Below are 23,596 nucleotides of genomic sequence, written 5' to 3'. Positions count from 1 at the left end.
CGGGGGTTTCCCGTCGCCTCTGAGCTGGTCTGATGCCGTCCGGGAACCGCACTGTGACCAGGCCGACGTGCGCTCGGGTGGCGACGCTCGATCAAGGCTGACAGGATGGCGCACGGACCCCCGGATCGTGCCGTTGCTGCCGGGAGACGTCCCACCGATACCGAACACCCCGAGTGTTGTCCGCAACGTGGCGGACCCGAGGCGCAAATCCCCGGCCCTGAGGAGAATTCGTGAAGACCACCCGTGCCCTGTCCGGCCTCGGTGTCATTGCCGCCTGTGTGGGAGGCGGCGTCACTGCCGCGGTGCTGGCCGGCCCGTCCACGCCGTCGGCGACCGCGTCCAAGGATCCCTGCGTGGCCAGCGAGGTGGCCCGGACAGTGGGCAAAGCCGTCACCTCGGCCGGTGACTACCTCGACTCGCACCCCGACACCAACCAGGTGCTGACCGGGGCGCTGCAGCAGCAACCCGGCCCGCAGACCCTGGCGAACCTCAAGGGCTACTTCGACGCCAATCCGAAGGTCGGCGACGACCTGGCCAAGATCACCGCGCCGGTGCAAGAGATGAGTGACCGGTGCAAGCTGGCCGTCAGCCTGCCGCAGGTGCTCGGGCTGTTGCAGGCCGCCCAGGCCCAGGGTGGCCTGCCGGGCGGTCTGCCCGGCGGCGGCCTGCCGGTGAGTGGCCCGCCGGCCGGGGGCGTAACCCAGCCGGTGGCGGTTCGGTAGCGCCGTCCTCGGCCGCGTCGTCGGTGCGGAAGACGAAGAAGAACACCACCCAGCCGATGGCGCCGACCAGCAGCCAGCTGATCATCCGGTAGATCAGCACCGCGGAGATCGCTTCCGGCAAGGTCAGCCCGCTGGACACCAGGCCGGGTACCAACACGGCCTCGACGACCAGCAGTCCGCCCGGCATGACGGGAATCGTTCCCGCGGCGCGGGCGGCGGCATAGGCCACCGTCAAACCGGCCACCGATGCCCGCCCCCCGGCGGCGTAGGCCGCGCAGGCCAGGCAGGCGACGTCGGCGACCCAGTTGAACAACGACCAGCCGAATGCCGTCGACGCCGCGCGGCGGCCCAGGCTGACCGACTCCAGTTGCCCCAGCAGCCGGCGCCAGGTCGCCAGGCCGGTGTCGGCGGGCTTGTCGCGCACCGAGTTGACCCAGCACAGCACCCGCACACCGATACCGTCGATCAACTCCGGCCGGGCCGCGACCGACTGGGCCAGCAACAGCAGCGCGACGAAGCCGCCGAGGGTGAACAGCAGCGAGAACGGGTTGCTGCGCGCACCGAGCAGGAAAGCGCCACCGAGCCCCAATAGCGCCAGCCCGAGCGCCTGCAGCACTCCCGACATCACCAGCTGCCACGACGCCACCACCGGCGAGGCACCCCAGCGCCGCTGCTGGCGATACAGGAACGTCGTCGACAGCACCGGACCGCCCGGCAGCGTGGTGGACAGCGAGTTGGCGGCGTAGAAGGCGGCCTCGGATCGCCACTGGGTGACGCGCACCCCCGCCGAGCGCAGCAGGGTGCGCTGGATCTGGGCGAAGCTGTGCATGGACGCCGCTGCTGCCAGGATCGCGCCGAACAGCCAGCGCCGGTCGGCGCTGCACAGGCTGCGCCACGCCGCGGCGAGCTGATCCCACACCAGCACCACCTCGACGGTCAGCACCACCGCGACCAGACCGAGGACCACCGGACGCGCCCAGGTGCGGACGCCGGTGAGACGTTGCGGGACCCGGGTCGGGACACCGATTACGTCGTGGGACACGAAACTAGAGGTTAGCCGGGCACCACCGATATTCTCACTAGTCGATGTGCTCCTGCTGCGGCATCGTTACGCTACCGGGATGTCAGCCAGCACAGACGAATCCGTACATCCGACGGTGCGCAAAGCGGCGGCGTGGGCCTGGCGCCTACTGGTGTTGTTCGCCGCGGCGCTGGTGGTGCTGTTGATCGCCCGGCGACTGGAAGTGATCGTCGTCCCGGTGGCGCTGGCGATGATGATGTCGGCGTTGTTGCTGCCCGGCGTGGATTGGCTCGACCGGCGCGGCCTGCCCCGCGGCCTGGCGGTGTTTCTGTTGCTGCTCGGCGGGGTGGCGGTGCTCGCCGGATTGCTGAGCTTCGTGGTCGACCAGTTCATCGACGGGGTGCCCGGGCTGGTCGAACAGGTCACCCAGGTGGTCAACTCGACTCAGCGGTGGCTGACCGAGGGCCCCCTGCATCTGAGCAGCGAGCAGATCGACAGCGCCGGCGAAACCGTGATCAACGGCTTGCGCAACAATCAGGCCAAACTGACCAGCGGGGCGCTGTCGACCGCGGAGACCATCACCAAGATCTTCACCGGCGCCTTCGTCGTGCTGTTCACCCTGATCTTCTTCCTCTACGGCGGCCGTAACATCTGGCAGTTCGTCGTCAAGTTCTTCCCGAGCGAGGTGCGCGACCGCGTGCATGCGGCCGGGGTCGCGGGTTTCGAGTCGCTGATCGGTTACATCCGGGCCACCTTCTTGGTGGCGCTGGTCGACGCCGTCGGCATCGGCGTCGGGCTGGCGATCATGGCGGTGCCGTTGGCCTTGCCACTGGCCTCGCTGGTTTTCCTGGGAGCTTTCGTCCCGCTGGTCGGTGCGGTACTCACCGGCCTGCTGGCGGTGCTCGTCGCCCTGATAGCCAAGGGCTGGGTCTATGGGCTGATCACTCTGGGCGTGATCATCGCGGTCAACCAGCTGGAAGCCCACGTGCTGCAGCCGTTGGTGATGGGCCGCGCGGTGTCGATCCACCCGCTGGCGGTGGTGCTGGGCATCTCCACCGGCGGGATCCTGGCGGGCATCGTCGGCGCGCTGCTGGCGGTCCCGACGATCGCCTTCATCGACCGGGCGGTGCGGGTACTGGTCGGTTCGTCAGACGACGACGCGTCCGAGGGCGGCTTGCTCGAAGCCGAACCCGACGAGGTCAGTACCGGCCCTCCCGGCGCAGCAGCTCCGCCGCACTGAGACCACCGGCGGCACCGCGGCGCTGCGGGTTGTCCCCGCCCTTGTCGCCCTTGTCGGTCTTGTCGGCCTTGTCGCCCGGAGCGGTGAGCTTCTCGGTCGGCGGGTTGTCCGGATCGGAAGGGGCGCCTTGGGACCCCGGAACCGGGATGGCGGTGGTCGGGGCGTTTTCGTCGTCGCCGGCGTCCTGCGGCGGCACCGGCAGCGAGCGCGTGCGCTCGTCGCCACGCCCGCCCCGCAGTTCGCCGAGCCATGACTCGATCTCGCGCTCCGGAACGTCGCCCGGTGATTCCACCCGCTCGGTCACCGCATCGGTGGCGGAGAACCGGGTGGTCGGCGCATCAGGCGAACCGGTGTTGATCCGGCTGGTCCGGGCGCCCGACGGGTTGCCGGTCACCGGCCGGGTCGGCAACTGCTCACTGGCCCGTGAGCGAGCCTGGGTCGACCCGCTCGGGGCGGGGTGAGTCGGATCGTGCGCGGGGCGCGGGGCGCCGGCGCCTACCCCTGCCGGCGCGGGCGTCGCAGCCGGGAAGCGGCGGGTCACCTTGCGCCGCTCGTCGGGCAGCCGGATCTCGCCCAGCCCAATCCGGTTCTGAAGGCGCTTCATCCAGCGTGGAGCCCACCAGCAGTCGTCGCCGAGCAGTTTCATCACCGACGGCACCAGGAACATCCGGACCACGGTGGCATCCAGCAACAGCGCCGCCATCAGGCCGAACGCCAGATACTTCATCATCACCAGATCGGAGAACACGAACGACGCCGCGACCACCGCCAGGATCAGCGCGGCCGCGGTGATAAGACGACCAGTGGTTGCCGTGCCGATCCGGATCGCCTCGGCGGTGGACATCCCGGATTCTCGGGCCTCCACCATCCGGGAGACCAGGAAGACCTCGTAGTCGGTGGCCAGACCCCAGCCGACCGCGACCACCAGCGCGATCACCACCACCATCAGCGGCGTGGGGGTGAAGTTCAGCAGCCCGGCGCCGTGCCCGTCGACGAATATCCACGTCAGGATGCCCATCGTCGACCCAAGGGTGAGCGCGCTCATCACCGCGGCCTTCAATGGCAGCACCAGCGACCCGAACGCCAGGAACATCAACAACGTGGTGGTGGTGAGCAGGATGAACAGCATCAGCGGCCCTTGGCTGACCAACGCGTGGATGCTGTCCTGCTCAAGTGCGGGGGTGCCCCCGACCAACACGTCGAGGCCCTTGGGGGTGCTCATATGGCGCAGCGCCTTGATCTTCTGCGCGGCGTCGTCGCGGTCGATCAAGCCGTTCTCGATCACCCGGGTTGAAGTTTCCTTCGAAGCCCCGGGCAGATAAGGCCGTTCCTTCCACATCTCGTCGGGGTCGTCCTCGGGGACGACGAACCCGCTGATCGACATCGCCCGACTGCGCACCTCGGCGACCTGCTGGTCGGTAACCGGTTTGTCGTTGTCGCTCTTGATCACCAGCGTCAGCTTCTCGGTGCGGAAGCCGGGGAAAATCTCGTCGAATTGCTCCTGGGCCATCCGGGCGGTGTTGTCCGGCGGGAGATACTTCTCGCTCATCCCGCCGAACGTCAGCTTGCCCAGCGGGATGATCAGCAGGATCATCGCGACCACGATGGGGATCGCGAAGACCAGCGGTCGTTGCATCACGAAGTTGACCAGCTTGCCCCAGAACCCGGCCTCGACCTCTTCGCGGGTCTTGGTCTTCTGAGTCTTCTCGGCGAACCAGCCGATGATGCGGTTGGAGAACTCCCAATCCCGCAGGAACGGAATGCGGTAGAGGGTGCGCACCCCCAGCGCGTCCACGTTGGTGCCCAGCACGCCGAGAATGGCCGGCAGCAGGGTGATCGACAGCAGGGCCGCCAGCCCCACCGAGGCGAAGATCGCGTACGTGATCGCCTTGACGAAGCCCTGCGGCAGCACGAGCAGGCTGGCTCCCGACACGATGATCAGCACCGCCGAGAACACCACGGTGCGTCCGGCGGTCATCACCGAACGGCGGACCGCCGCCTCGGTGTCGTAGCCCTCGGCGATCTCCTCACGAAATCGGCTCACCACGAACAGGCCGTAGTCGATCGCGATACCGAGGCCGATCAGCGACACCACCGGTTGGGCGAAGAAGTTGATCGGCCCGAACATGGCAGCGAACCGCAGGATGCCGGTTGCGCCGGCAATGCTCAAACCGCCCACGATGACCGGCAGGCTGGCGGCGATCACCCCGCCGAACACGAAGAACAGCACCACCGCCACCAACGGCAGCGCCAGCACCTCCATCCGCTTCTGGTCGCTGGCGATGGTGCCGGTCAATTCACTGGCGATCGGCTGCAGGCCGCCCAGTTCGACCTTGCCGCCGTCGAGTTTTTGCAGATCGGGCTCGACCGCCTGGTAGTTCTTCAAGATGGTGTCGTCGTCGTCGCCCTTGAGCTGGATCGACGCGAACGCGTGCTTCTTGTCGGGGTCGGCCATGGTGGCCAGCGCTTCGGGATTGGTGAAGTAGCCGACCCAGCTCATGATCTGGTCGGGATGGTCGCTTTTGACCTGGTTCAGCCCATCTTTGACGCCGTCGAACCACCGCTTGTCATCGACGGTCTCGCCTTTCGGCGCGGTGAAGACCGCCACCACATGGCTGGTGCGGTCGCGGCCGTAGGCCTCGTCGCCGAGCACCGATGCCTTCACCGACTGGCTGCCGTCGTCGTAGAAACCGCTCTGGGTGACGTGGTTGCCCAGGCTCATCCCGTAGACCCCGCCGCCCAGACAGAGCGCCACCATCACGCCGATTACGATGAACCGGTAGCGGTATACAGTTCGACCCCACCAGGCGAACACCTATACGCTCCTCACTAAAGTCTGTTGAGAGATCTTTCGACCCGCGCGCCCCATTTCAGGCTCTCCAGTTATCACTCGCGCGAGGCCAGCAGTGAGCTCAGCGGCCGGAACGGCTGCAGCCATGCCCCTTGCTCCGGCAGCGAATCCAAGCTGATCCGCGGCAGCCGCTCCCGGAACACACCAGGAATGTCTTCCAGGTCGACAAACTCCAAGGTATCCGAGGCTAGCGCCCAGCTGGCATGTTCGCGAAATCCGAGCACGCAGACCGCGATGCCCAGCCCGCAGAGTTCTTCCAGTGGTTCCCGGAACGCCTGGCCGTCGGCAGATGCCACCGCCACCGCGGCCAGCCCTTGCTCCTTGCGCAACGCAATGTGTTCCAGCATGTCGGAATCGACATCGCTGTCCTCGTCGATCTTCGGCTTGGCGAAGACCGCGAAACCCACGTTACGCAACGCCTCCACCCACGGCCGGACGACGTCGGCGCTGCCCGGGGCGATGTTGGTGAACACCGTGGCCTCGGGTTCGACCGGCCATTGCGGGTGGCTCGCAGAGATCTCGGCGGTGCGATTGAGCAGCCAGCGGCCCAGCGCGTCGAACCGGGGCCGCTCCACCCCGGTCGGACGCCGGCCCAGGATCGCACCCAGACCCATGTCCAGATTCGGGGCGTCCCAGACGAGCAGCACCCGACGGGCCGGTGGCCCCGGGGAGGCCGGTTCGTGCGGGATGTCCGTCGCTGGGCCCGGCACCTCCGCCACGGTGTCGCTCACAGCGGCTTCTCCCAGATCAGCTCGGTGATCGCGCTGCCCGCGTTGCGGCCCTTCGCTTCGTATTTGGTGGTGGGCCGGGCGACCGAGATGGGTAAGCCGGCACCTTTGGAAGGGTCTGTCACTCGGCGCAGGCCGGGCTCGCCGTCGCCGGACTCGGCGATCTGTTCGGCGTAGCCGGCATGGTCGGTCGCCGCGTGCAGAACCCCGCCCGGCCGCAGCCGATCGGCGATCAGGGCCATGGTGGACGGTTGCAGCAGCCGCCGCTTGTGGTGCCGCGCCTTGGGCCACGGGTCCGGAAAGAACACCCGCACCCCGATCAGCGAAGCCGGGGCGATCAAGTGTTCGAGCACGTCGAGGCCATCGCCACGCAGCAGCCGGATGTTGCCCACCTGTTCGCGCTCGATCGCGCAGAGCAACTGCGCCAGCCCGCGCTCGTAGACCTCGACGGCGATCACGTCGAGATCCGGTTCGGTGCGGGCCATCGCGACCGTGGAGCTACCGGCTCCACAGCCGATCTCGAGCACCACCGGGGCCTCACGGCCGAACCAGCGGTGCGGGTCCAGCGGCTCGGGACGGTCGGTCCCCTCCGGCGGCAGCACGTCGGCGCCCAACTGAGGCCAAAGCCGCTCCCAGGTTTGTCGCTGGCCGGCGGAGAGCGCGGAGTGGCGGTAGCGGACACTGAAATTGCGGGCGCGTCGTGGAGTCGGCGCTTCGATACCGGCGACGTCTGATGGCGTCTCGACGTCGCGCTGCGCATGCATGCAGTCCATGGTGGCCCATGGACTGTTGTGTACCCACGGCGCGGTGCACATTGATACCCAACAGTTAGCACCGTGGTGACTCGCTTCACACGGGCACAGCTGACAACATGGCCTCAGTGGGGCGGGCCGATGGGGCGATGTGGGAGGCATGGTCGTGACGCAGGGGCACCAGCTCTTCGCTGCCGAGCTGACCCGGCTGGCCGGCGAGATCTGCGATCCGGGATTGTCGTCGATCGCGGCGGAGATCACCGCGCCGCTGACGATCGCGGTGTGCGGCCGGCGCGGGGTGGGTAGGCGCAGCGTCGCTGCGGCACTGGCCGCCGCCGGAGTGCGCGTCGCCGACCGGCCTGACGCGGAAGCGGACGCCGTGGTCTACGTGGTCGCCGAAGCGGTCAAGCCGGAGGATGCCGCGGCGGTGGTACGCGTGGCACGGCGTGCGCCGCTGCTGGTGGTGCTGAACAAGGCGGACCTGGCCGGGCATTGCGGTGTCGCCGGCGTCGCAGCCGCCACCGGGGCGCGGGCCGAACCGCTCTCGGCGTTGTTCGCGCGCGCCGCGCTGGAGGAACGGCTGGACCCTGGGCTGTGGGCGGCGCTGCGCAGGATCGCGGCGGAACCGGCCGACCTCAGCTGCGCCGAACACTTCGTCAGTTGCCGGCACGGCGTGCCACGGCAGCTGCGCGAGCGGCTCTGCGCCACCCTCGACCTGTCCGGGATCGGGCGAGTCCTCGAGCTGGCCCGGCGCGGCGGCACGGTGGCCCAGGCCGGGACGGTACTGCGTCGGCTCAGCGGCGTCGACGGCGTGCTGGCCCGGCTGGCCGCGCTGGGCGCCGGGGTGCAGCACCGGCGGATGTCGGAGGCGGTGGCCCGGCTGGAGGCGCTGGCGGTCGGCCGGGATTTCGCGGCACGCATCGATGAGTTCTTGACCCGCGACGCGACGGTGGCGGCCCGGATGGCCGCGGCGGTGGCCGTTCTTCCAGAGCACGCAGTGGCGGGTGGACCGCTGCGGGGGGCGCGCCGGTGGCAGGCCTACCGCAGCGCGCCGATGGGCATGACCCAGCGTGCCTGCGCCGGGGACATCACCCGCGGATCGTTGCGGGCCTGGGCGGCGACGCGGGGCCGCTCATGACCGCCCCTGAAGGCGCCGACGACCCGACCGCCGCCGTGGACGCCTTGGTGGCCGAGATCGCCCCGGGGATTCGCCCGCCGGCGGTGCGGCGCTGCGACGCGATCATGGTGACCGGGCCCTGGCTGGCCGGGGTGAGCGCGGTGGCCTCCGCACTGGCCGACCGGCTGCCGGAGTGGCGCGTGCTGGAAGCCACCGACCTGATGCCGGGCGAAGTGCCCTCGGCGGTGGTGTTCGTGGTGTCGGCCGCAGCGGCACTGACCGACTCGGACTGCGCGCTGCTCGACGCCGCCGCCGCCCACACCGACGTGGTGATCGGCGTGGTGTCCAAGATCGACGTGCACCGCCAGTGGCGGGAGATGCAGGACGCGGCTCGCGAGACCCTTGCCGACTACGCGCCCCGCTATCGCGACGTGCCGTGGGTGGGGGCGGCCGCGGCGCCCGAGCGGGGCGGCCCGCGGGTGGACGACCTGGTTGCCGAACTGGCCAAACAGCTCGGTGACAGCGACGTGCAGCGACGGAACCGGCTGCGGTCCTGGGAGTTCCAGCTGCGCACCGACGCCGACCGGATCGACCGCGACGCCCGCGCCGAGGGGCGGCGCGCGCGAGTGGCGTTGCTGCAGGAACAACGCGACGAGGTGGTGCGGCAGCGGCGGATGTCGAAATCCGAGCGGGTGATCGCGTTGCGCAGCCGCGTCGCCCAGGCCAAGGTGCAGCTGTCCTATTTCGCCCGCAAGCGTTGCGCCTCGGTGCGCGGCGAGCTCGCCGAGGACGCCGCGGGCATGACTCGGCGCCGGTTGCCCGAGTTCGAGACCTACCTGCGAAGCCGGCTGGAGCAGGTCGTGACCGAAGTCGACGAAGGGGTCGCCGAGCACCTGGCCGACGTGGCCCACGAGTTGGGCCTGTCCGGCGACGCCGCGGCGTCGGCCTCGACCCCGCCGCAGTTCGAGACCGGTGCGCCGGCGCTGACGTCCCGGCGCCTGGAGACCCAGCTGATGACGCTGCTCGGCGTCGGCTTCGGTCTGGGGGTGGCATTGACGCTGAGTCGGCTGTTCGCGCACCTGGCCCCGGGGTGGACGGCGGCCGGTGCGGTGCTGTGCGTCGTCGTCGGGGTGGCGGTCACGGTGTGGGTGGTCCGCATCCGCGGGCTGCTGCGTGACCGGGCGGTGCTGGATCGCTGGGTGGGTGAGGCCACCGCCGCGCTGCGTTCGGCGCTGCAGGAGCTGGTGGCCCTTCGGGTGGTGGCCGCCGAGTCGGCTTTGAGCGCCGAACTGGCCGAGCGCAACGAAATCGAGGCGGCGCGGGCCGCGGATCGGATCGCCGGGCTGGACCGGGAGCTGCGCGAGCACGCCGCGGCGACCGCCCGGGCCGCCGCGGTACGAGATCGGCACCTGCCGACGTTGCAGCGGGCGCTGGCCGCGGTGCGGTCCGAACTCGGCGGTTCAGCGAGTCTCGACGGAGGAGAGGCGACGCTGGGTTCGCCGCATGAGCCGAGCGGTTCAGCGAGTCTCGACGGAGGAGAGGCGACGCTGGGTTCGCCGCATGAGCCGAGCGGTTCAGCGAGTCTCGACGGAGGAGAGGCGACGCTGGGTTCGCCGCATGAGCCGAGCGGTTCAGCGGGTCTCGACGGAGGAGAGGCGACGCTGGGTTCGCCGCATGAGCCGAGCGGTTCAGCGAGTCTCGACGGAGGAGAGGCGACGCTGGGACCGGCGGATGAACTGGGTGAATCGGGTCCGTCAGAGACCGCCCGGAGGGTTGCCGACTAGGTGGGTGTATGCCCGCTTCGCCGCGCGCCGCTATCCACGGTAACCTCTTATCTAATGAAGCATTAAGAGGTGGACTGCGGCGCACCCAGCGGCAACGCCACGAAGTGACACAGGTTACAACAGGAGAGCTCATGACCTCAGCGACCATCCCCGGTCTGGACACCGCCCCGACGAAACACCGCGGGTTGCTGGCCTGGGTCCAGGAGGTCGCTGAGCTGACCCAGCCGGACCGGGTGGAGTGGTCCGACGGTTCCGAGGGCGAGTGGGACCGGCTGATGGCCCTGCTGGTGGAGGGCGGCACCGCGGTCAAGCTCGACGACGCGAAGAAGCCCAACTCCTACCTGGCGCTGTCCGACCCCGCCGACGTGGCTCGGGTCGAGTCCCGGACCTTCATCTGCACCCGCACCAAGGAGGGGGCCGGCCCCACCAACAACTGGATGGACCCCGACGAGATGCGGGCCACCATGACCGAGCTGTACCGGGGCTGCATGCGGGGCCGCACGATGTACGTGGTGCCGTTCTGCATGGGGCCGCTGGGTGCTGAGGACCCGAAGCTCGGCGTCGAGATCACCGACTCGGCCTACGTGGTGACGTCGATGAAGATCATGACCCGGATGGGCACCGCGGCGCTGGAGAAGATCGGTACCGACGGCGCCTTCGTCAAGGGCCTGCACTCGGTGGGTGCGCCGCTGGCCGAGGGGCAGCAGGACGTGCCCTGGCCCTGCAACGAAGAGAAGTACATCACCCACTTCCCGGAGACCCGGGAGATCTGGAGCTACGGCTCCGGCTACGGCGGCAACGCGCTGCTGGGCAAGAAGTGCTACGCGCTGCGGATCGCCTCGGCGATGGCCCACGACGAGGGCTGGCTGGCCGAGCACATGCTGATCCTCAAGCTGATCTCGCCGGAGAACAAGGCCTACTACATCGCCGCTGCCTTCCCGTCGGCCTGTGGCAAGACCAACCTGGCGATGATCCAGCCCACGATCCCGGGCTGGCGGGCCGAGACCCTCGGCGACGACATCGCCTGGATGCGCTTCGGCAAGGACGGCCGGCTGTATGCGGTGAACCCGGAGGCCGGCTTCTTCGGGGTGGCGCCGGGCACCTCCAACAGCTCCAACCCGAACGCGATGAAGACCATCGAGGCGGGCAACACCATCTACACCAATGTCGCCCACACCGACGACAACGACATCTGGTGGGAGGGCATCGACGGCGAGAAGCCTGCGCACCTCACCGACTGGAAGGGCAACGACTGGACGCCCGAGTCGGGAACCCCTGCCGCCCACCCGAACTCGCGCTACTGCACCCCGATGTCGCAGTGCCCGATCCTGGCGCCGGAGTGGGACGACCCGGCCGGTGTGCCGATCTCGGCGATCCTGTTCGGCGCCCGCCGCAAGACCACCGTCCCGCTGGTCAGCGAGGCCCGCGACTGGCAGCACGGGGTGTTCATCGGCGCCACCATGGGATCCGAGCAGACCGCCGCCGCCGAAGGCAAGGTGGGTGCGGTGCGCCGCGACCCGATGGCGATGCTGCCGTTCATCGGCTACAACGCCGGCCACTACATGCAGCACTGGATCGACATCGGCAAGAACTCCGATGAGTCCAAGCTGCCGAAGGTGTTCTTTGTCAACTGGTTCCGCCGCGGCGAGGATGGACGCTTCCTGTGGCCGGGCTTCGGCGAGAACAGCCGGGTGCTCAAGTGGATCATCGAGCGGGTCGAGGGCAAGGGCTCCGGAGAGTCCACCCCGATCGGCACCGTGCCGCACGCCTCCGATCTGGAACTCACCGGGCTGGACGTGGACCCCGCTGATGTGGAGCAGGCGCTGGCCGTCGACGCCGACGAGTGGCGCGCCGAGTTGCCGCTGATCGAGGAGTGGTTCGAGTTCATCGGCGACCAGCTGCCCACCGGCCTGCGCGACGAGTTCGACGCCCTCAAGCAGCGCCTGGGTTAATACCCGGCGAAGCAGACACATAAGCCCCCAAACGCCCGTCGTTTGGGGGCTTATGTGTCTGCTCGGCAACGTGCTTAGTCCGACTGGACTAAGTCCGGTAGGCTCGGGTCATGGCGACGGTCAACATTCACGAGGCGAAGACGCATCTGTCCAGCCTGCTCGCCCGCGTCGAAAACGGTGAGACGATCACGATTGCGCGCGCCGGCAGGCCGGTCGCCGATCTGACACCGCACTCGCGGATCGACATCGCCTTCGGAGCTCTATCCGGCCGGCTCCACTACGACGACGAACACTTCGACGACGTCGACGGCGCCCTCAACGCCCAGTTCGGGCTTGAATGACCGGCTTCCTGCTCGATACCCACGTACTGCTCTGGTCGCTGGACGACAGTCCACGTTTGGGTCACCGGACGCGCGCCCGAATGACTTCTGCCCCGGCGGTATTCGTCTCTGCGGCCAGCATCTGGGAGATCTCCATCAAAGCGGCTACCGGCAAGCTCGCGATGCCCGCAGACTTTGAGGACGCCGTCGGGAAATCCGGCTTCCGCATGCTGCCGATGATCGGTCGTCACGCCATGGTGTGCAATATCGCTGCGCTGCCACACAAGGATCAGTTCGACGCGATGCTAGTGGCTCAGGCCGAGGTCGAGCGCCTCGATCTGCTGACGGCGGATGCGAAGCTGCTCAAGGCGCTGCCCGCCGCAGTGGATGCGCGGCTCTGATCACTGGAGCGAACTCGGCCCGAACCCGACCACTTGACACCCGTCAAGTTTGACGACGGTACAGTCTGCGCATGCAGATTCGGGAACACGTCGGCGCCGGCAAGCCGGCCATCATCTTGCACCCGTCGGGCATCGTCATCACCTTCGACGATCTCGAGGCCCGCGCCAACCGGTTGGCGCACTTCTTCCGCCGCGCCGGCCTCGTCGAGGGCGACACCGTAGCGATCCTCATGGAGAACAACGAGCACATGCACGCGGTCATGTGGGCGGCGCGCCGCAGCGGCTTGTACTACGTACCGATCAACACCCACCTGACCGCGGCCGAGGCCGCCTACATCATCGACAACAGCTCCGCCAAGGGCATCGTCGCTTCAGCGGCGCTACGCAAGACGTGTGAGAACCTGGCCGAGCACTTGCCGAATGGCCTTCCCGACCTGCTGCTGATCGCAGATAACGACTTGCCGGGCTGGCAGCGTTACCCCGAATGCGTTGCCGATCAACCCGATACGCCCATCGACGACGAGATCGAGGGCGACCTGCTGCAGTATTCGTCCGGCACCACCGGCCGGCCCAAGGGCATCAAACGCGCACTGCCGCACCTACCGCCGTCGGAGGCGCCGGGCCTGATGTCGATGCTGGTGGCGGTCTGGATGACGCCCGACTCGGTCTACCTGAGCCCGGCGCCGCTGTATCACACCGCCCCCTCGGTGTGGTCGATGCAAGTGCAGGCCGCCGGCATCACCACGGTGGTGCTGGAGAAGTTCGATCCGGAGGGCTGCCTCGACGCGATCCAGCGCTATCGGGTCACCCACGCCCAGTTCGTGCCCGCTCATTTCACCCGGATGCTGAAACTGCCTGAGGCGGCCCGGAATTCCTACGACGTCTCCAGCCTGCGACGGGTGATGCACGCCGCGGCACCGTGTCCGGTCGAGATCAAGAAGCAGATGATCGACTGGTGGGGGCCGATCGTCGACGAATATTACGCCTCCTCGGAGGCGCACGGCTCGACGTTGATCAGCGCCGAGGAGTGGCTGGCCCGTCCGGGCTCGGTCGGCAAGCCGATGATGGGCGGGGTGCACATCCTCGACGAGGACGGCAACGAACTGCCCGCCGGCCGGCCCGGCGAGATCTACTTCGAGGGCGGCAACGCCTTCGAATATCTCAATGACCCGGACAAGACGGCCAATTCGCGCGACAGCCGCGGGTGGGCCACCGTCGGCGACATCGGCTACCTCGACGAGGACGGCTATCTGTACCTCACCGACCGCCGCCACCACATGATCATCTCGGGCGGTGTGAACATCTACCCGCAGGAAGCCGAGAACCTGTTGATCACCCACCCGAAGGTGATGGACGCGGCGGTGTTCGGGATTCCTGACAACGAGATGGGGCAGCGCGTCAAAGCGGTGGTGCAGACCGTCGATCCGTCCGACGCCACCGACGACTTCGCCGACGAGCTGTCGGCCTGGCTGCGGGATCGGCTGGCGCACTACAAGTGTCCGCGTTCGATCTCCTTCGAGGCGCAACTGCCGCGCACCGACACCGGCAAGCTGTACAAGAACGAGCTGGTGGCGAAATACTCCGTGTGATCACGTGCTGTAGCGCAGCCACAGCGGCAGAGCGTCGTCGAGCAACTGCATGAACTTGTACAAGCCGACCCGGTACTCACCGGATCCCAACGGGTTTATCCGGTATTCGGGAAACGCGATGCCGATCCCGAACAGCCCGGGCGCCAAGATCCCGTTGCTGTCGTCGTAAGTCAGTGGGCCCCATTGCGGCGTCAGCGGAAGCTGTCTGCGCTCGAACCCCACGGTGTAGACGACGTGGCTGCACTCCTGGAGGCGTTCGCCGAACTCAGGACCGTCCACCCAGCACCTGTGCAGGCGCGGCGGATAGGTCCCGTCGATGTTCTCCCGAGCCCACCGGGCGGCCTCCCCTTTGAGTCCGGTGTCGTCGAAGAGAATCCAATCCTTCAGGTACACCGCGTATTTGAGCGGGCTCCGGTAGAAATTGATCACCTTCCGTACCGGGGTCTGCAGCAGGTTCGGTAGGGCGATCATCGACGAGTGCGACGAGCCGAATACGGCGACGGTCGCACCGTCGAGGGCCAGCTGCGAAAGTTCGCCGGGATCCAGTGCCACCTCGAGCGGGATCTCCTCGAGTCCGGGATAGCTGAGGCTCTTGGGAACCGACCCGATAGCAAGGATCACATTCGTCGAGCGGAGCTTTCCGCTTTCGGTGTGCACGGTCCAACGCCGGTCCTGCAGCGTGAGTTCCGTCGCCACCGTCCGCAACGGAACAACGCGCTCGCACAGCCGCCGGGTCACCCAGACCAGGGGATCGGCGACCATGCCGAGCGCACAGGTCTGTTCCGGGTCGAGGGTAGTGACCTCGAACGCCGGCGCCTCATCGAAGCGAAACGATGGAGACGCGTTCAAGTAGTCCAGGAACAGCCCGACCTTGGTGTTACTGGAGACCACACGCCATTTGCCGCCGACATCACCTGCCCCGAAACCCGGGTCTATCCAAGCGATCTCATTCCCAGCAATGCCATGGTCGAGCAGCCGGCCCACCGCGGCGATGCCGGCCGGACCTGCTCCGACCACGGCCCAGGAATAGGTGTCCATACCTCGATGGTCCCTCCGCCCGCCGCCGGCTGGTAGGGCCGGACCGCTTGGCAGGCCGCAACCGGGACTTGTGGCGGTGCCTGCCGGTCTGCTCGCGGGATGCACCGCCGACCGAGCAGGCCAAGTGGCCGGCAATGCGCCGGGCGTCCCGTGAAGCACAGCCCGTTCTCGAGGTGACGGAAGCTAAACATGAACAAGAGACCTTTTTCCGAGCGAACGGTTCTCTAAAATGGACACCCTGCCGAATTGACGCTAACGTCAGCACCCGCCCGACAGGGGCTCAGGATTCATTAAGGGACACGCTAGGTTCGGCGAGGATTGAGGAAGGGGTCGCCAGCGATGGCAGACGATCGGCGCGGTAACGAGGGCGCACAGACTTGGCAGAAGCGGTCGCGGCGGCGTGATCGCGCCATCGGGGCCGCGGCCTCGGTTGGGGCGTTCTTGACATTCGGGATGGCTCCCCTGGCGGCCGCGCCGGCTGCACAAGCCGACGACTTCGGCTTGGACGCGTTCTGGGATTTCTTCGGCCTTGGGGGCAGCAGCACCACGTCCAACTTCGACCTGTTCGACGCCACCGCGTGGGGCATCCCGGGCGCTGCCGACGGTGGGCTGTTCGACGCCGACTTCGCCCAGATGTGGCAGGACAGCTTCTATCTGCCGTTGCATGGCTTGTTGCAGGACTGGATCAACTCTGACTTCGGCTCGAGCGTCAACGGCGTGATCAACCAGATGTTCGCGCCCTTCACCGACGGCTTCTGCGGCATGATCTGCAACGGCGCCGACGGCACCGCGGAGAGCGTCGACGGCCAGGCCGGTGGCCTGTGGTTCGGCGACGGCGGCAACGGCTGGTCGTCCAACCTCGACGAGGTGGCCGGCGGTAACGGCGGCCACGCCGGTGGTATCGGCAACGGCGGCGACGGCGGTGCCGGTGGCCTGGGTGCCGACGGCGGCAACGGTGGCCACGGCGGCGAGATGTGGGGCAACGGCGGCGACGGTGGCGCCGGCGGCAACGGCACCGCCACGCTGGCTGCCGGCGACGGCGGTACCGGTGGTTCGTCCGGTCAGGCCCAGGACTTCTTCGGCATGGGCGCGTGGGGTAATGGCGGCAACGGTGGCGCCGGTGGCGCCGGCTGGACCGGCACCAACGGCTCCACGGGCTCCGACGGCAACGGCACCAACGGTATTGCCGGTGGGGTCGCGGGTAACGGTGGCGCCGGTGGCGCTGGCTCGTCCTTCGTCGGTATCGGCGGTAACGGTGGCGCTGGCGGTGTCGGCGGTAGCGGTGGCCACGGTGGTAACGGCGCAACCGGTGACGCCGGGACGTTCGACAACAACGGCTCCGGAAACGGCGCGGTCGGCGGTAACGGTGGCGACGGCGCTGTCGGCGGCAAGGGTGGCGTCGGTGGCGCGGCCGGTATCGGCGGTTCGGCCAACGGCTCGGTCGGTGTCGACGGCGACGGTGGTCTCGGCGGTAACGGTGGCCTCGGTGGCGACGGCGGTACGGGTGCCAACGGCCTGGCGGTGAACGGCCTGGGCGCCAACGGTGCCAACGGTGGCGATGGTGGCCAGGGCGGTAACGGCGGGGCTGCGGCTGCCGGCGGTGCGGCCGGTGGCGCCAGCGCCAACGCAGGTGCCGACGGTGTCGACGGCGACGGCGGTAACGGCGGTAACGGCGGTAACGCGTCGGCCGGCACCCACGGTGTGGACGGCATCAACGGCTCGACTGCTGCCGGTGGCGGCACCATCAACCCGTCCGTCCCGGCGACCAGTGGTGGCAACGGCGCGGTCGGTGGTAACGGTGGCGCCGGTGGTAACGGCGGCGGCGTGGCCGGCAACGGCGGCAACGGCGGCGTCGGCGGTGCCGGCTCCGACGGTGGCGACGGTGGTCAGGGCAGCACCCGGATCCACGAGGACACCGACTCCGTGCACGGCCTGTACAACCCGCCGGGCAACGGCGGCACCGGTGGCGCCGGCGGCGACGGCGGTGCGGCGGGTGCCGGTGCGGCCAACGGTAGCGACGGCCAGATCGGTGACGGCGGCAACGGCGGCAACGGCGGCAAGGGCGGCAACCTCGCGGACCCGACCGACAACGCATCCGTTGAGGGTCCGGATGGCGCCGGCACCATGGGGCCGCAGGGCTCTGCCGGTACCGGTGGTGCGGGCGGCGCAGGTGGCTCCGGAGCCACAGGCGGTGCCGGTGGTAACGGCGGTGACGGCGGCAGCGACCTGAAGGCCGGCGGTGCGCACGGCGGTAACGGCGGCCAGGGTGGCGCCGGTGGCGCGGGCCTGGAGAACACCGACGGTTCCGGCGGTGTCGGCGGCGACGGTGGCGCCGGTGGTAACGGCGGCGAGGGCAGCAACATCCGCTGGGGTGACCCCAACTGGGCCACCACCTCCGGTGACTCCTCCTCGGGCCCGATCGACAACGTCCACGGTGGTGCGGGTGGCGACGGTGGCGCCGGTGGCGCCGGTGACGTTACCGGCGGTAACGGCGGTAACGGCGGCAACGGCGGCGACGTGCTCACCCCGCACCTGGGCGACGACGGCCTCAACGGCGGCGCGGGTGACACCCCGGGTACCGGCAGCACGGGTGGTACCGCGGGCACCGGTGGTGCCGCCGGTACCGGCCCCAACGCCGGTAGCGCAGGAGACGCCGGCACTCCCGCCACCGTCCTCCCGTAGTAGTCCGGACAGCGCAAGGGAAACACCCCGCACAATCGTGCGGGGTGTTTCTCGTTGGGCCTTCGCTGGGCGTGCCGGGCGGGGCTAGATCCCGCCGCGCAAAACCAGTTGCGCGGCAATAACGTTGCGCTGGATCTCGTTGGTGCCTTCGCCGACGATCATCAGCGGGGCATCCCGGAAATAGCGCTCGACATCGTATTCGGTCGAGTAGCCGTACCCGCCGTGGATGCGCACCGCGTTCAGCGCGATCTCCATGGCCACCTCGGAGGCGAACAGCTTGGCCATGCCGGCCTCCATGTCGCAGCGCTGGCCGCTGTCGTAGCGTTCGGCGGCGTAGCGGGTGAGCTGGCGTGCGGCGGTCAGCTTGGTCGCCATGTCGGCCAGATAGTTGCCGACGCTTTGATGCTTCCAGATCGGCTGGCCGAAGCTCTCCCGTTGCTGGGCGTAGGCCAGTGCGTCCTCCAGCGCCGCGGTGGCCACCCCCAGCGCGCGGGCCGCAACTTGAATGCGACCGGTCTCCAGGCCCTTCATCATCTGCGCGAAACCGTGGCCGGGTGCGCCGCCGAGGACCGCCGTGGCCGGCACCCGGCAACCGTCGAAGCTGAGTTCACAGCTCTCGACGCCCTTATATCCCAGCTTGGGCAGATCACGCGAGACCGTCAGCCCCGCAATCGGGTTGTCCACCAACACCACCGAGATGCCCCTGTGCCGCGGGGTGGCTTTCGGATCGGTCTTGGCCAGCAGCGCGATCAACCCCGAATAGCGGGCATTGGAGATCCAGGTCTTGGAACCGTTGATCACCAGGGTGTCCGGGGTGGCCGGAGAAGATACCGCGGTGGTCGTCATGTTCTGCAGGTCGCTGCCGCCGCCCGGTTCGGTCAGCGCCATGGTGGCCCGCAGCTCCCCGGTCGCCATGGCCGGCAGGTAGCGGCGCTTCTGCTCGGCGGTCCCGAACAGGGTCAGCAGTTTGGCGACGACGGTGTGCCCGCCCATCGCCCCGGCCAGACTCATCCAGCCACGCGCCAGTTCCTGCGTGACCTGCACATAACACGGCATCGACACCGGTGTGCCGCCATATTCTTCGGGCACGGCCAGGCCGTAGATCCCCAGGTGCTTCATCTGCTCGATCCACGCCTCCGGGTAGGTGTTGGCGTGCTCGACGTCGCGGACCGACGGCTTGACCTCCCGGTCGATGAATTGGCGCACGGTCTCGACCAGAATCGACTCTTCGTCGCTCAGCGGGGACGTCATCGGTTCACCGTATGTCAGGATTTTGAGATGACCAGCGAGCCCTACTTCGACGAACTCCATGTCGGCCAGGTCTTCGACGCGGCTCCGTCGATGACGCTGACCCCAGGAGCCGCGGCGCTGCACCAGGCGATCCTGGGCGACCGGTTGCGGCTGCCGCTGGACACTCAGCTGTCCTACGTTGTCACCGGGGCGACCGCGGCGCTGGCCCACCCGGGGTTGGTGTGCGACGTCGCGATCGGGCAGTCGACGCCTGCCACCCGGCGGGTCAAGGCCAACCTGTTCTACCGAGGCCTGGCTTTCTTTCACTTCCCGGTGATCGGTGACACCCTATTCACCCGCACCGAAGTCGTCGGGCTGAAGCAAAACTCCGCCAAACCCGGCCGCGAACCGACCGGGTTGGCGGCCCTACGGGTGACCACCATCGATCAGGTCGACCGGCTGGTGCTCGACTTCTACCGCTGCGCGATGCTGCCGCTGTCGCCCGGCGCCGAAAACACCGGGCACCGCGACGACCTGTCGGCCGTCGGCAGCGGACTCGCCGCACCACCGGATGTCACCGCGCACTGGGACGCCGACGAGTTCCGGCGGCGGGTGCCCGGGCCGCACTTCGACCCGGGCTTGGCGGGTGCCGTGTTGACCAGCACCGGCGACGTGGTCAGCTCGGCACCCGAGTTGGCCCGGTTGACCCTCAATATCGCTGCCACTCATCATGATTCGCGGGCGGCGGGCCAGCGCCTGGTCTACGGTGGGCACACCATCGGGCTGGCGCTGGCCCAGGCCTGCCGGTTGCTGCCGAATCTGGTCACGGTGCTGGGCTGGCAGTCTTGCGATCACACCGGGCCGGTCCATGAAGGCGACACTCTTTACAGCGAACTGCACGTCGAATCGGCCGCCGACAACATCCTGGGTTTGCGGTCGCTGGTCTATGCGGCCGGGGATGAGTCGGATCGCCAGGTGCTGGACTGGCGCTTCACCGCACTGCAGTTCTAGTGCGGCAGGTCGCGGAACGGGGCATCCCGGTAGGGATCCGGCTCCTTGGGTAGGCCGAGCACCCGCTCACCGATGATGTTGCGCTGAATCTGGTCGGTGCCGCCACCGATGGAGGTGAAGTAGGCGTTGAGCGCCCGGAACGTGACCGCGTCACCGACCGGATTCTCCGGTCCGCTCAGCATGGCCTCGGCGCCGACGATCTCGGTCGCCACCCGGGCCGTCTCGTGCAGAATCCGCGACATCGCGATCTTGCCGAGCGCCAGCAGGGTCGCGGCCTCGGCGCGGTCGGGACTGGTCTTGGCCCGCTGGGTATTCCACCGGTTCACGCCTGCCAGCGCGTGCGCGCGGGCGATCTGCTGGCGGATGTGGGAGTCGTCGAGGCAGCCGGCGTCGCGCGCCAATTCGAGCAGGTCGCTGGACTTGTCGCGGCGGCCGCGGGTGGTGCGGGCGGTGTCGCCCATCAGCCGGCGCTCGTAGCCCAATGCGACCTGCAGCACCGACCAGCCGGCGCCCGGCTCGCCGATCCGGTTCGCGTCGGGCACCCGGGCGTCGGTCAGGAATACCTCGTTGAACTCCGATTCGCCGGTGATCTGATGGATCGGGCGGATCTCCACGCCGGGCTGTCGCATCGGCAGCATGAAGAATGTGATGCCGTTGTGCTTGGGCACATCGGGGTCGGTGCGCGCCACCAACATGCCGTAGTCGGCGGTGGTCGCGAACGACGTCCACACCTTCTGCCCATTGACGATCCAGTCGTCGCCGTCGCGTTCGGCGCGGGTGCGCAGGCCGGCTAGATCCGACCCGGCGCCGGGCTCGCTGTAGAGCAGGCACCATTTGCTCTCCCCGCGCAACGCCGGGGGCAGCAGCCTGCGCTTCTGCTCTTCGGAGCCGCAATCGTGCACGGTGCAGGCGAACAGGTCGGCCCGGTCGTGCCCGGTACCCGGGGCTCCGGCGGCCGCGAATTCGGCTGCCACCAAACGTGATTGCCGGTCGGTGAGACCACGGCCGTAGCCGGACGGCTCCCATGACGGCGCCGTCCAGCCGTCCCGGAACACGGCCGCGGCGAAGGTCGCCCGGTCGGCCTCGGGTGACCAGTTCGCGGCCAGCCAGTCGCGGACCTCGGCGCGCAGGGCAGCGTCTTCGGTCATCTCACGCTCCGATCTCACGCAGGTAGCGCTCGCGGTGCCAGGACGGGCTGCCGAACAGCTGGGCATCGCCGCGCGCCCGGCGCAGGTACCGGTGGGCGGGGTGCTCCCAGGTGAACCCGATCCCGCCGTGCACCTGAATGTTGGTGGCGCCGACGAAGACGAACGCGTCCGAGCAGTAGGCCTGCGCCAGCGCCAGATCGGCGACCCAGCCCGTCGAACCAGCGGTTGCGGCGACGTGGCGCGCGGCCGACACCGCGGACTCGGCCTCCAACAGCATGTCGGCGCACATGTGCTTGACGGCCTGGAAGCTGCCGATCGCCCGGCCGAACTGGTAGCGGGTCTTGGCGTAGTCGCGGGCCATCTCCATGGCGTGCCGGGCCGCACCAGCCTGCTCGCCGAGCAGCGCAATAGCGGTGTGGTCCAGCGCCGTGGTCACCGCCTGCACGCCGCTTCCCGGCGCGCCGACCGCGGTGGCCGGGGCGTCGGCGAAGCGGACGACGCAGAGCCGGCGGGACGCATCGACCGTCGTCAACGGCTCCACGGTGACGCCCGGTCCGGCGGGATCGACGGCGAAAACACCCGGTCCGCTCTCGGCTGCGGCCAGGACGTAGAGCAGATCGGCGGAGTCGGCGTCCAGCACGTATCGCTTCTCGCCGGTCAGCAGGGGCCGGTCGGCGTCACTGCGGGCCGAGGTCGCCGGTTCAGCGGGCGGGCGGGTCGAGTTACCCTCGGCGAACGCGACCGCAACCCGCGTCGTCCCGGCGGCGATCGCCGGCAACACCGCGGCACACTGCGCCAAGTCATCCAGGGCCGTAAGAAGATTCACCGCGAGCACCGCGGTCGACAAGTACGGGCCGGCGAACAGGACCCGGCCCAGCTCCTCGGCCACCACGCCCACCTCGACCGGTCCGGCGCCGGCACCGCCGTACTCCTCGGGCACCAGCAGCCCCAGCAAGCCCATCGCGGCCAGCTCGTCCCAGCCGTCGTCGGAGCGCTTGGCCATCAAGTCGGCGACCGCGCCGCGCAGCGCGCGCAGCTCCTCGGTACCCGCCACCGGATCAGCCTTCCCGGGTGAAGGCGTTGCGCAGGCCGGCGCACTGGCTGGCGAAGAACGACCGCGACACCGGTGCCTTGGCCAGCAGCAGATCGAAACCGTGGAATGCGCCGGCGATGGTTTCGACCTCGCACGGCACGCCTGCCTGCCGAAGCCGCTCCGCGTACGCCAGGTTCTCGTCGTGGAACAGATCCAGGGTGCCCACCCCGATCCAGGCCGGTGCCAGCCCGCTCAGATCCGCACGCCGGGCCGGCACCGCGGCGTCGGGATCGGCATCGCCCAGATACGCCGTCCAGCCGAACAGATTGCTCCGCGGACTCCACAACCGGTAGCCCCGGTGGGCCGGCAACGAAGCGCTGCGGTCATCCAGCATCGGATACACCAGCAGCTGCAGCACCGGTTGGACCTCGCCGCGGTCGACGGCCAGCTGCGCCAGCGCGGCCGCCAATCCGCCGCCTGCGCTGGCCCCGCCGATCGCCACCCGCGCCGGGTCGACTCCGGGCAGCCCGGCCAGCGTCGTCAGCCCTTCCCAGCAGTCCTCCAACCCGGCGGGGTAGGGGTTCTGGGGTGCGAGCCGGTAGTCGACCGACGCGACGGTGATCCCGAGTTTGTGGCTGAACCTGCGGCAGAGCCGATCGTCCTGGGCGGCCTGGCCGAGCACGTAGCCACCGCCGTGGATCCACAGCAGCGCGGGTGCGGGGGCGGCGAACCCATGGTGAGGCTTATGTGGCCGAAAAATCCGGATGTTGCCGCCCGAGGGCAGCGTCAGGACCTCGATGCCGCGGGGCGTGCGACGGCCCTGGATGCCCGCGAGCGCTCGGATCATCGGCAGTGTCCGGGGCCCGATCCCGCCACGCGGCAGGAATCGGGCGGCTCTGCGCAGATCTGGATGGAACTCGGTGCTTACCATCGGCTCAGTATTGCCGGTGCCCGTTGCTTACGGCCGACAACCCGCC

The 23,596-nt window shown here is 68.9% G+C and carries 18 protein-coding genes and 1 pseudogene; 10 read left to right on the top strand and 9 right to left on the bottom strand.

Annotated features, from left to right (window positions below; translation table 11 throughout):
• Positions 1–230: 230 nt before the first annotated feature.
• Positions 231–566: pseudogene (locus AC5Y31_RS10180) on the top strand (hemophore); the annotation flags it as partial.
• Positions 567–585: 19 nt separating this feature from the next.
• Here the strand turns inward: AC5Y31_RS10180 and AC5Y31_RS10175 are convergent.
• Positions 586–1,794 carry a lysylphosphatidylglycerol synthase transmembrane domain-containing protein gene (locus AC5Y31_RS10175; protein ID WP_499980354.1) on the bottom strand — a complete coding sequence of 403 codons (1,209 nt, stop codon included), beginning with the start codon at positions 1,792–1,794 and terminating at the stop codon, positions 586–588.
• A gap of 49 nt (positions 1,795–1,843) precedes the next feature.
• On the opposite strand from AC5Y31_RS10175, the gene AC5Y31_RS10170 reads away from it, so the two are divergent.
• The gene (locus tag AC5Y31_RS10170) at positions 1,844–2,983 is read left to right on the top strand and encodes an AI-2E family transporter (RefSeq protein WP_499980087.1); all 1,140 of its coding nucleotides are present in this window, start codon (positions 1,844–1,846) and stop codon (positions 2,981–2,983) included.
• Here AC5Y31_RS10170 and mmpL3 read toward each other — a convergent pair.
• The 3 genes from mmpL3 to trmB all read right to left on the bottom strand — a co-directional run bounded on the left by mmpL3 (position 2,943) and on the right by trmB (position 7,326).
• Positions 2,943–5,798: a trehalose monomycolate exporter MmpL3 gene (mmpL3, locus tag AC5Y31_RS10165; protein WP_499980084.1), complete on the bottom strand. Its 2,856-nt coding sequence runs from the start codon at positions 5,796–5,798 to the stop codon at positions 2,943–2,945. The two genes, AC5Y31_RS10170 and mmpL3, sit on opposite strands and share 41 nt — an antisense overlap.
• Positions 5,799–5,869: 71 nt before the next feature.
• The gene (locus AC5Y31_RS10160) at positions 5,870–6,565 is read right to left on the bottom strand and encodes an NYN domain-containing protein (RefSeq protein WP_499980082.1); all 696 of its coding nucleotides are present in this window, start codon (positions 6,563–6,565) and stop codon (positions 5,870–5,872) included.
• Positions 6,562–7,326 (bottom strand): tRNA (guanosine(46)-N7)-methyltransferase TrmB, encoded by a 765-nt coding sequence (gene trmB / locus AC5Y31_RS10155; protein WP_499980080.1) that lies wholly within the window; start codon positions 7,324–7,326, stop codon positions 6,562–6,564. Before trmB ends, AC5Y31_RS10160 begins: the two co-directional genes overlap by 4 nt.
• 154 nt (positions 7,327–7,480) lie before the next feature.
• Between trmB and AC5Y31_RS10150 the strand changes: the two genes are divergently transcribed.
• The 6 genes from AC5Y31_RS10150 (at position 7,481) to fadD4 (ending at position 14,477) form a co-directional block, all read left to right on the top strand.
• Positions 7,481–8,452 carry a hypothetical protein gene (locus tag AC5Y31_RS10150; RefSeq protein ID WP_499980078.1) on the top strand — a complete coding sequence of 324 codons (972 nt, stop codon included), beginning with the start codon at positions 7,481–7,483 and terminating at the stop codon, positions 8,450–8,452.
• A complete protein-coding gene (locus tag AC5Y31_RS10145) occupies positions 8,449–10,215 on the top strand; it encodes a hypothetical protein (RefSeq protein WP_499980076.1) in 1,767 nt (588 codons plus the stop codon). The genes AC5Y31_RS10150 and AC5Y31_RS10145 overlap by 4 nt, the downstream gene beginning before the upstream one ends.
• A 131-nt stretch (positions 10,216–10,346) precedes the next feature.
• Entirely contained in the window at positions 10,347–12,167 is a 1,821-nt protein-coding gene (locus AC5Y31_RS10140; protein ID WP_065023675.1) for a phosphoenolpyruvate carboxykinase (GTP), read from the top strand.
• 110 nt (positions 12,168–12,277) lie between these two features.
• Positions 12,278–12,508 (top strand): type II toxin-antitoxin system Phd/YefM family antitoxin, encoded by a 231-nt coding sequence (locus AC5Y31_RS10135; RefSeq protein WP_065023674.1) that lies wholly within the window; start codon positions 12,278–12,280, stop codon positions 12,506–12,508.
• Positions 12,505–12,888 (top strand): type II toxin-antitoxin system VapC family toxin, encoded by a 384-nt coding sequence (locus AC5Y31_RS10130; RefSeq protein WP_499980075.1) that lies wholly within the window; start codon positions 12,505–12,507, stop codon positions 12,886–12,888. The genes AC5Y31_RS10135 and AC5Y31_RS10130 overlap by 4 nt, the downstream gene beginning before the upstream one ends.
• Before the next feature lie 71 nt (positions 12,889–12,959).
• Complete coding sequence (fadD4, locus tag AC5Y31_RS10125) at positions 12,960–14,477, top strand: fatty-acid--CoA ligase FadD4 (protein WP_499980073.1); 1,518 nt, start codon at positions 12,960–12,962, stop codon at positions 14,475–14,477.
• Here fadD4 and AC5Y31_RS10120 read toward each other — a convergent pair whose 3' ends face one another.
• Entirely contained in the window at positions 14,478–15,515 is a 1,038-nt protein-coding gene (locus tag AC5Y31_RS10120) for a pyridine nucleotide-disulfide oxidoreductase (protein ID WP_499980071.1), read from the bottom strand. It abuts the gene before it with no gap.
• A gap of 339 nt (positions 15,516–15,854) precedes the next feature.
• Here AC5Y31_RS10120 and AC5Y31_RS10115 point away from each other — a divergent pair, with 339 nt between their 5' ends.
• Positions 15,855–18,197 carry a PGRS repeat-containing protein gene (locus AC5Y31_RS10115; protein ID WP_499980069.1) on the top strand — a complete coding sequence of 781 codons (2,343 nt, stop codon included), beginning with the start codon at positions 15,855–15,857 and terminating at the stop codon, positions 18,195–18,197.
• Positions 18,198–18,281: 84 nt separating this feature from the next.
• Here the strand turns inward: AC5Y31_RS10115 and AC5Y31_RS10110 are convergent, their stop codons facing one another.
• A complete protein-coding gene (locus AC5Y31_RS10110) occupies positions 18,282–19,448 on the bottom strand; it encodes an acyl-CoA dehydrogenase family protein (RefSeq protein ID WP_499980068.1) in 1,167 nt (388 codons plus the stop codon).
• A gap of 27 nt (positions 19,449–19,475) precedes the next feature.
• Between AC5Y31_RS10110 and AC5Y31_RS10105 the strand changes: the two genes are divergently transcribed.
• Positions 19,476–20,438: a MaoC family dehydratase gene (locus AC5Y31_RS10105; RefSeq protein WP_499980066.1), complete on the top strand. Its 963-nt coding sequence runs from the start codon at positions 19,476–19,478 to the stop codon at positions 20,436–20,438.
• Here AC5Y31_RS10105 and AC5Y31_RS10100 read toward each other — a convergent pair.
• Genes AC5Y31_RS10100 through AC5Y31_RS10090 form a run of 3 tightly spaced genes read right to left on the bottom strand, consistent with a single transcriptional unit; the run spans position 20,435 to position 23,550 of the window.
• Positions 20,435–21,586 (bottom strand): acyl-CoA dehydrogenase family protein, encoded by a 1,152-nt coding sequence (locus AC5Y31_RS10100; protein ID WP_499980065.1) that lies wholly within the window; start codon positions 21,584–21,586, stop codon positions 20,435–20,437. The genes AC5Y31_RS10105 and AC5Y31_RS10100 overlap by 4 nt on opposite strands.
• Before the next feature lies 1 nt (position 21,587).
• Positions 21,588–22,640 carry an acyl-CoA dehydrogenase family protein gene (locus AC5Y31_RS10095; protein ID WP_499980063.1) on the bottom strand — a complete coding sequence of 351 codons (1,053 nt, stop codon included), beginning with the start codon at positions 22,638–22,640 and terminating at the stop codon, positions 21,588–21,590.
• A 4-nt stretch (positions 22,641–22,644) separates the two neighbouring features.
• A complete protein-coding gene (locus AC5Y31_RS10090) occupies positions 22,645–23,550 on the bottom strand; it encodes an alpha/beta hydrolase (protein WP_499980060.1) in 906 nt (301 codons plus the stop codon).
• Positions 23,551–23,596 lie beyond the last annotated feature (46 nt).

This window comes from Mycobacterium sp. NGS18 (assembly GCF_059813185.1).
Note: the sequence above shows the minus strand (reverse complement) of the source record. Positions and strands in the feature narration are given on the sequence as shown.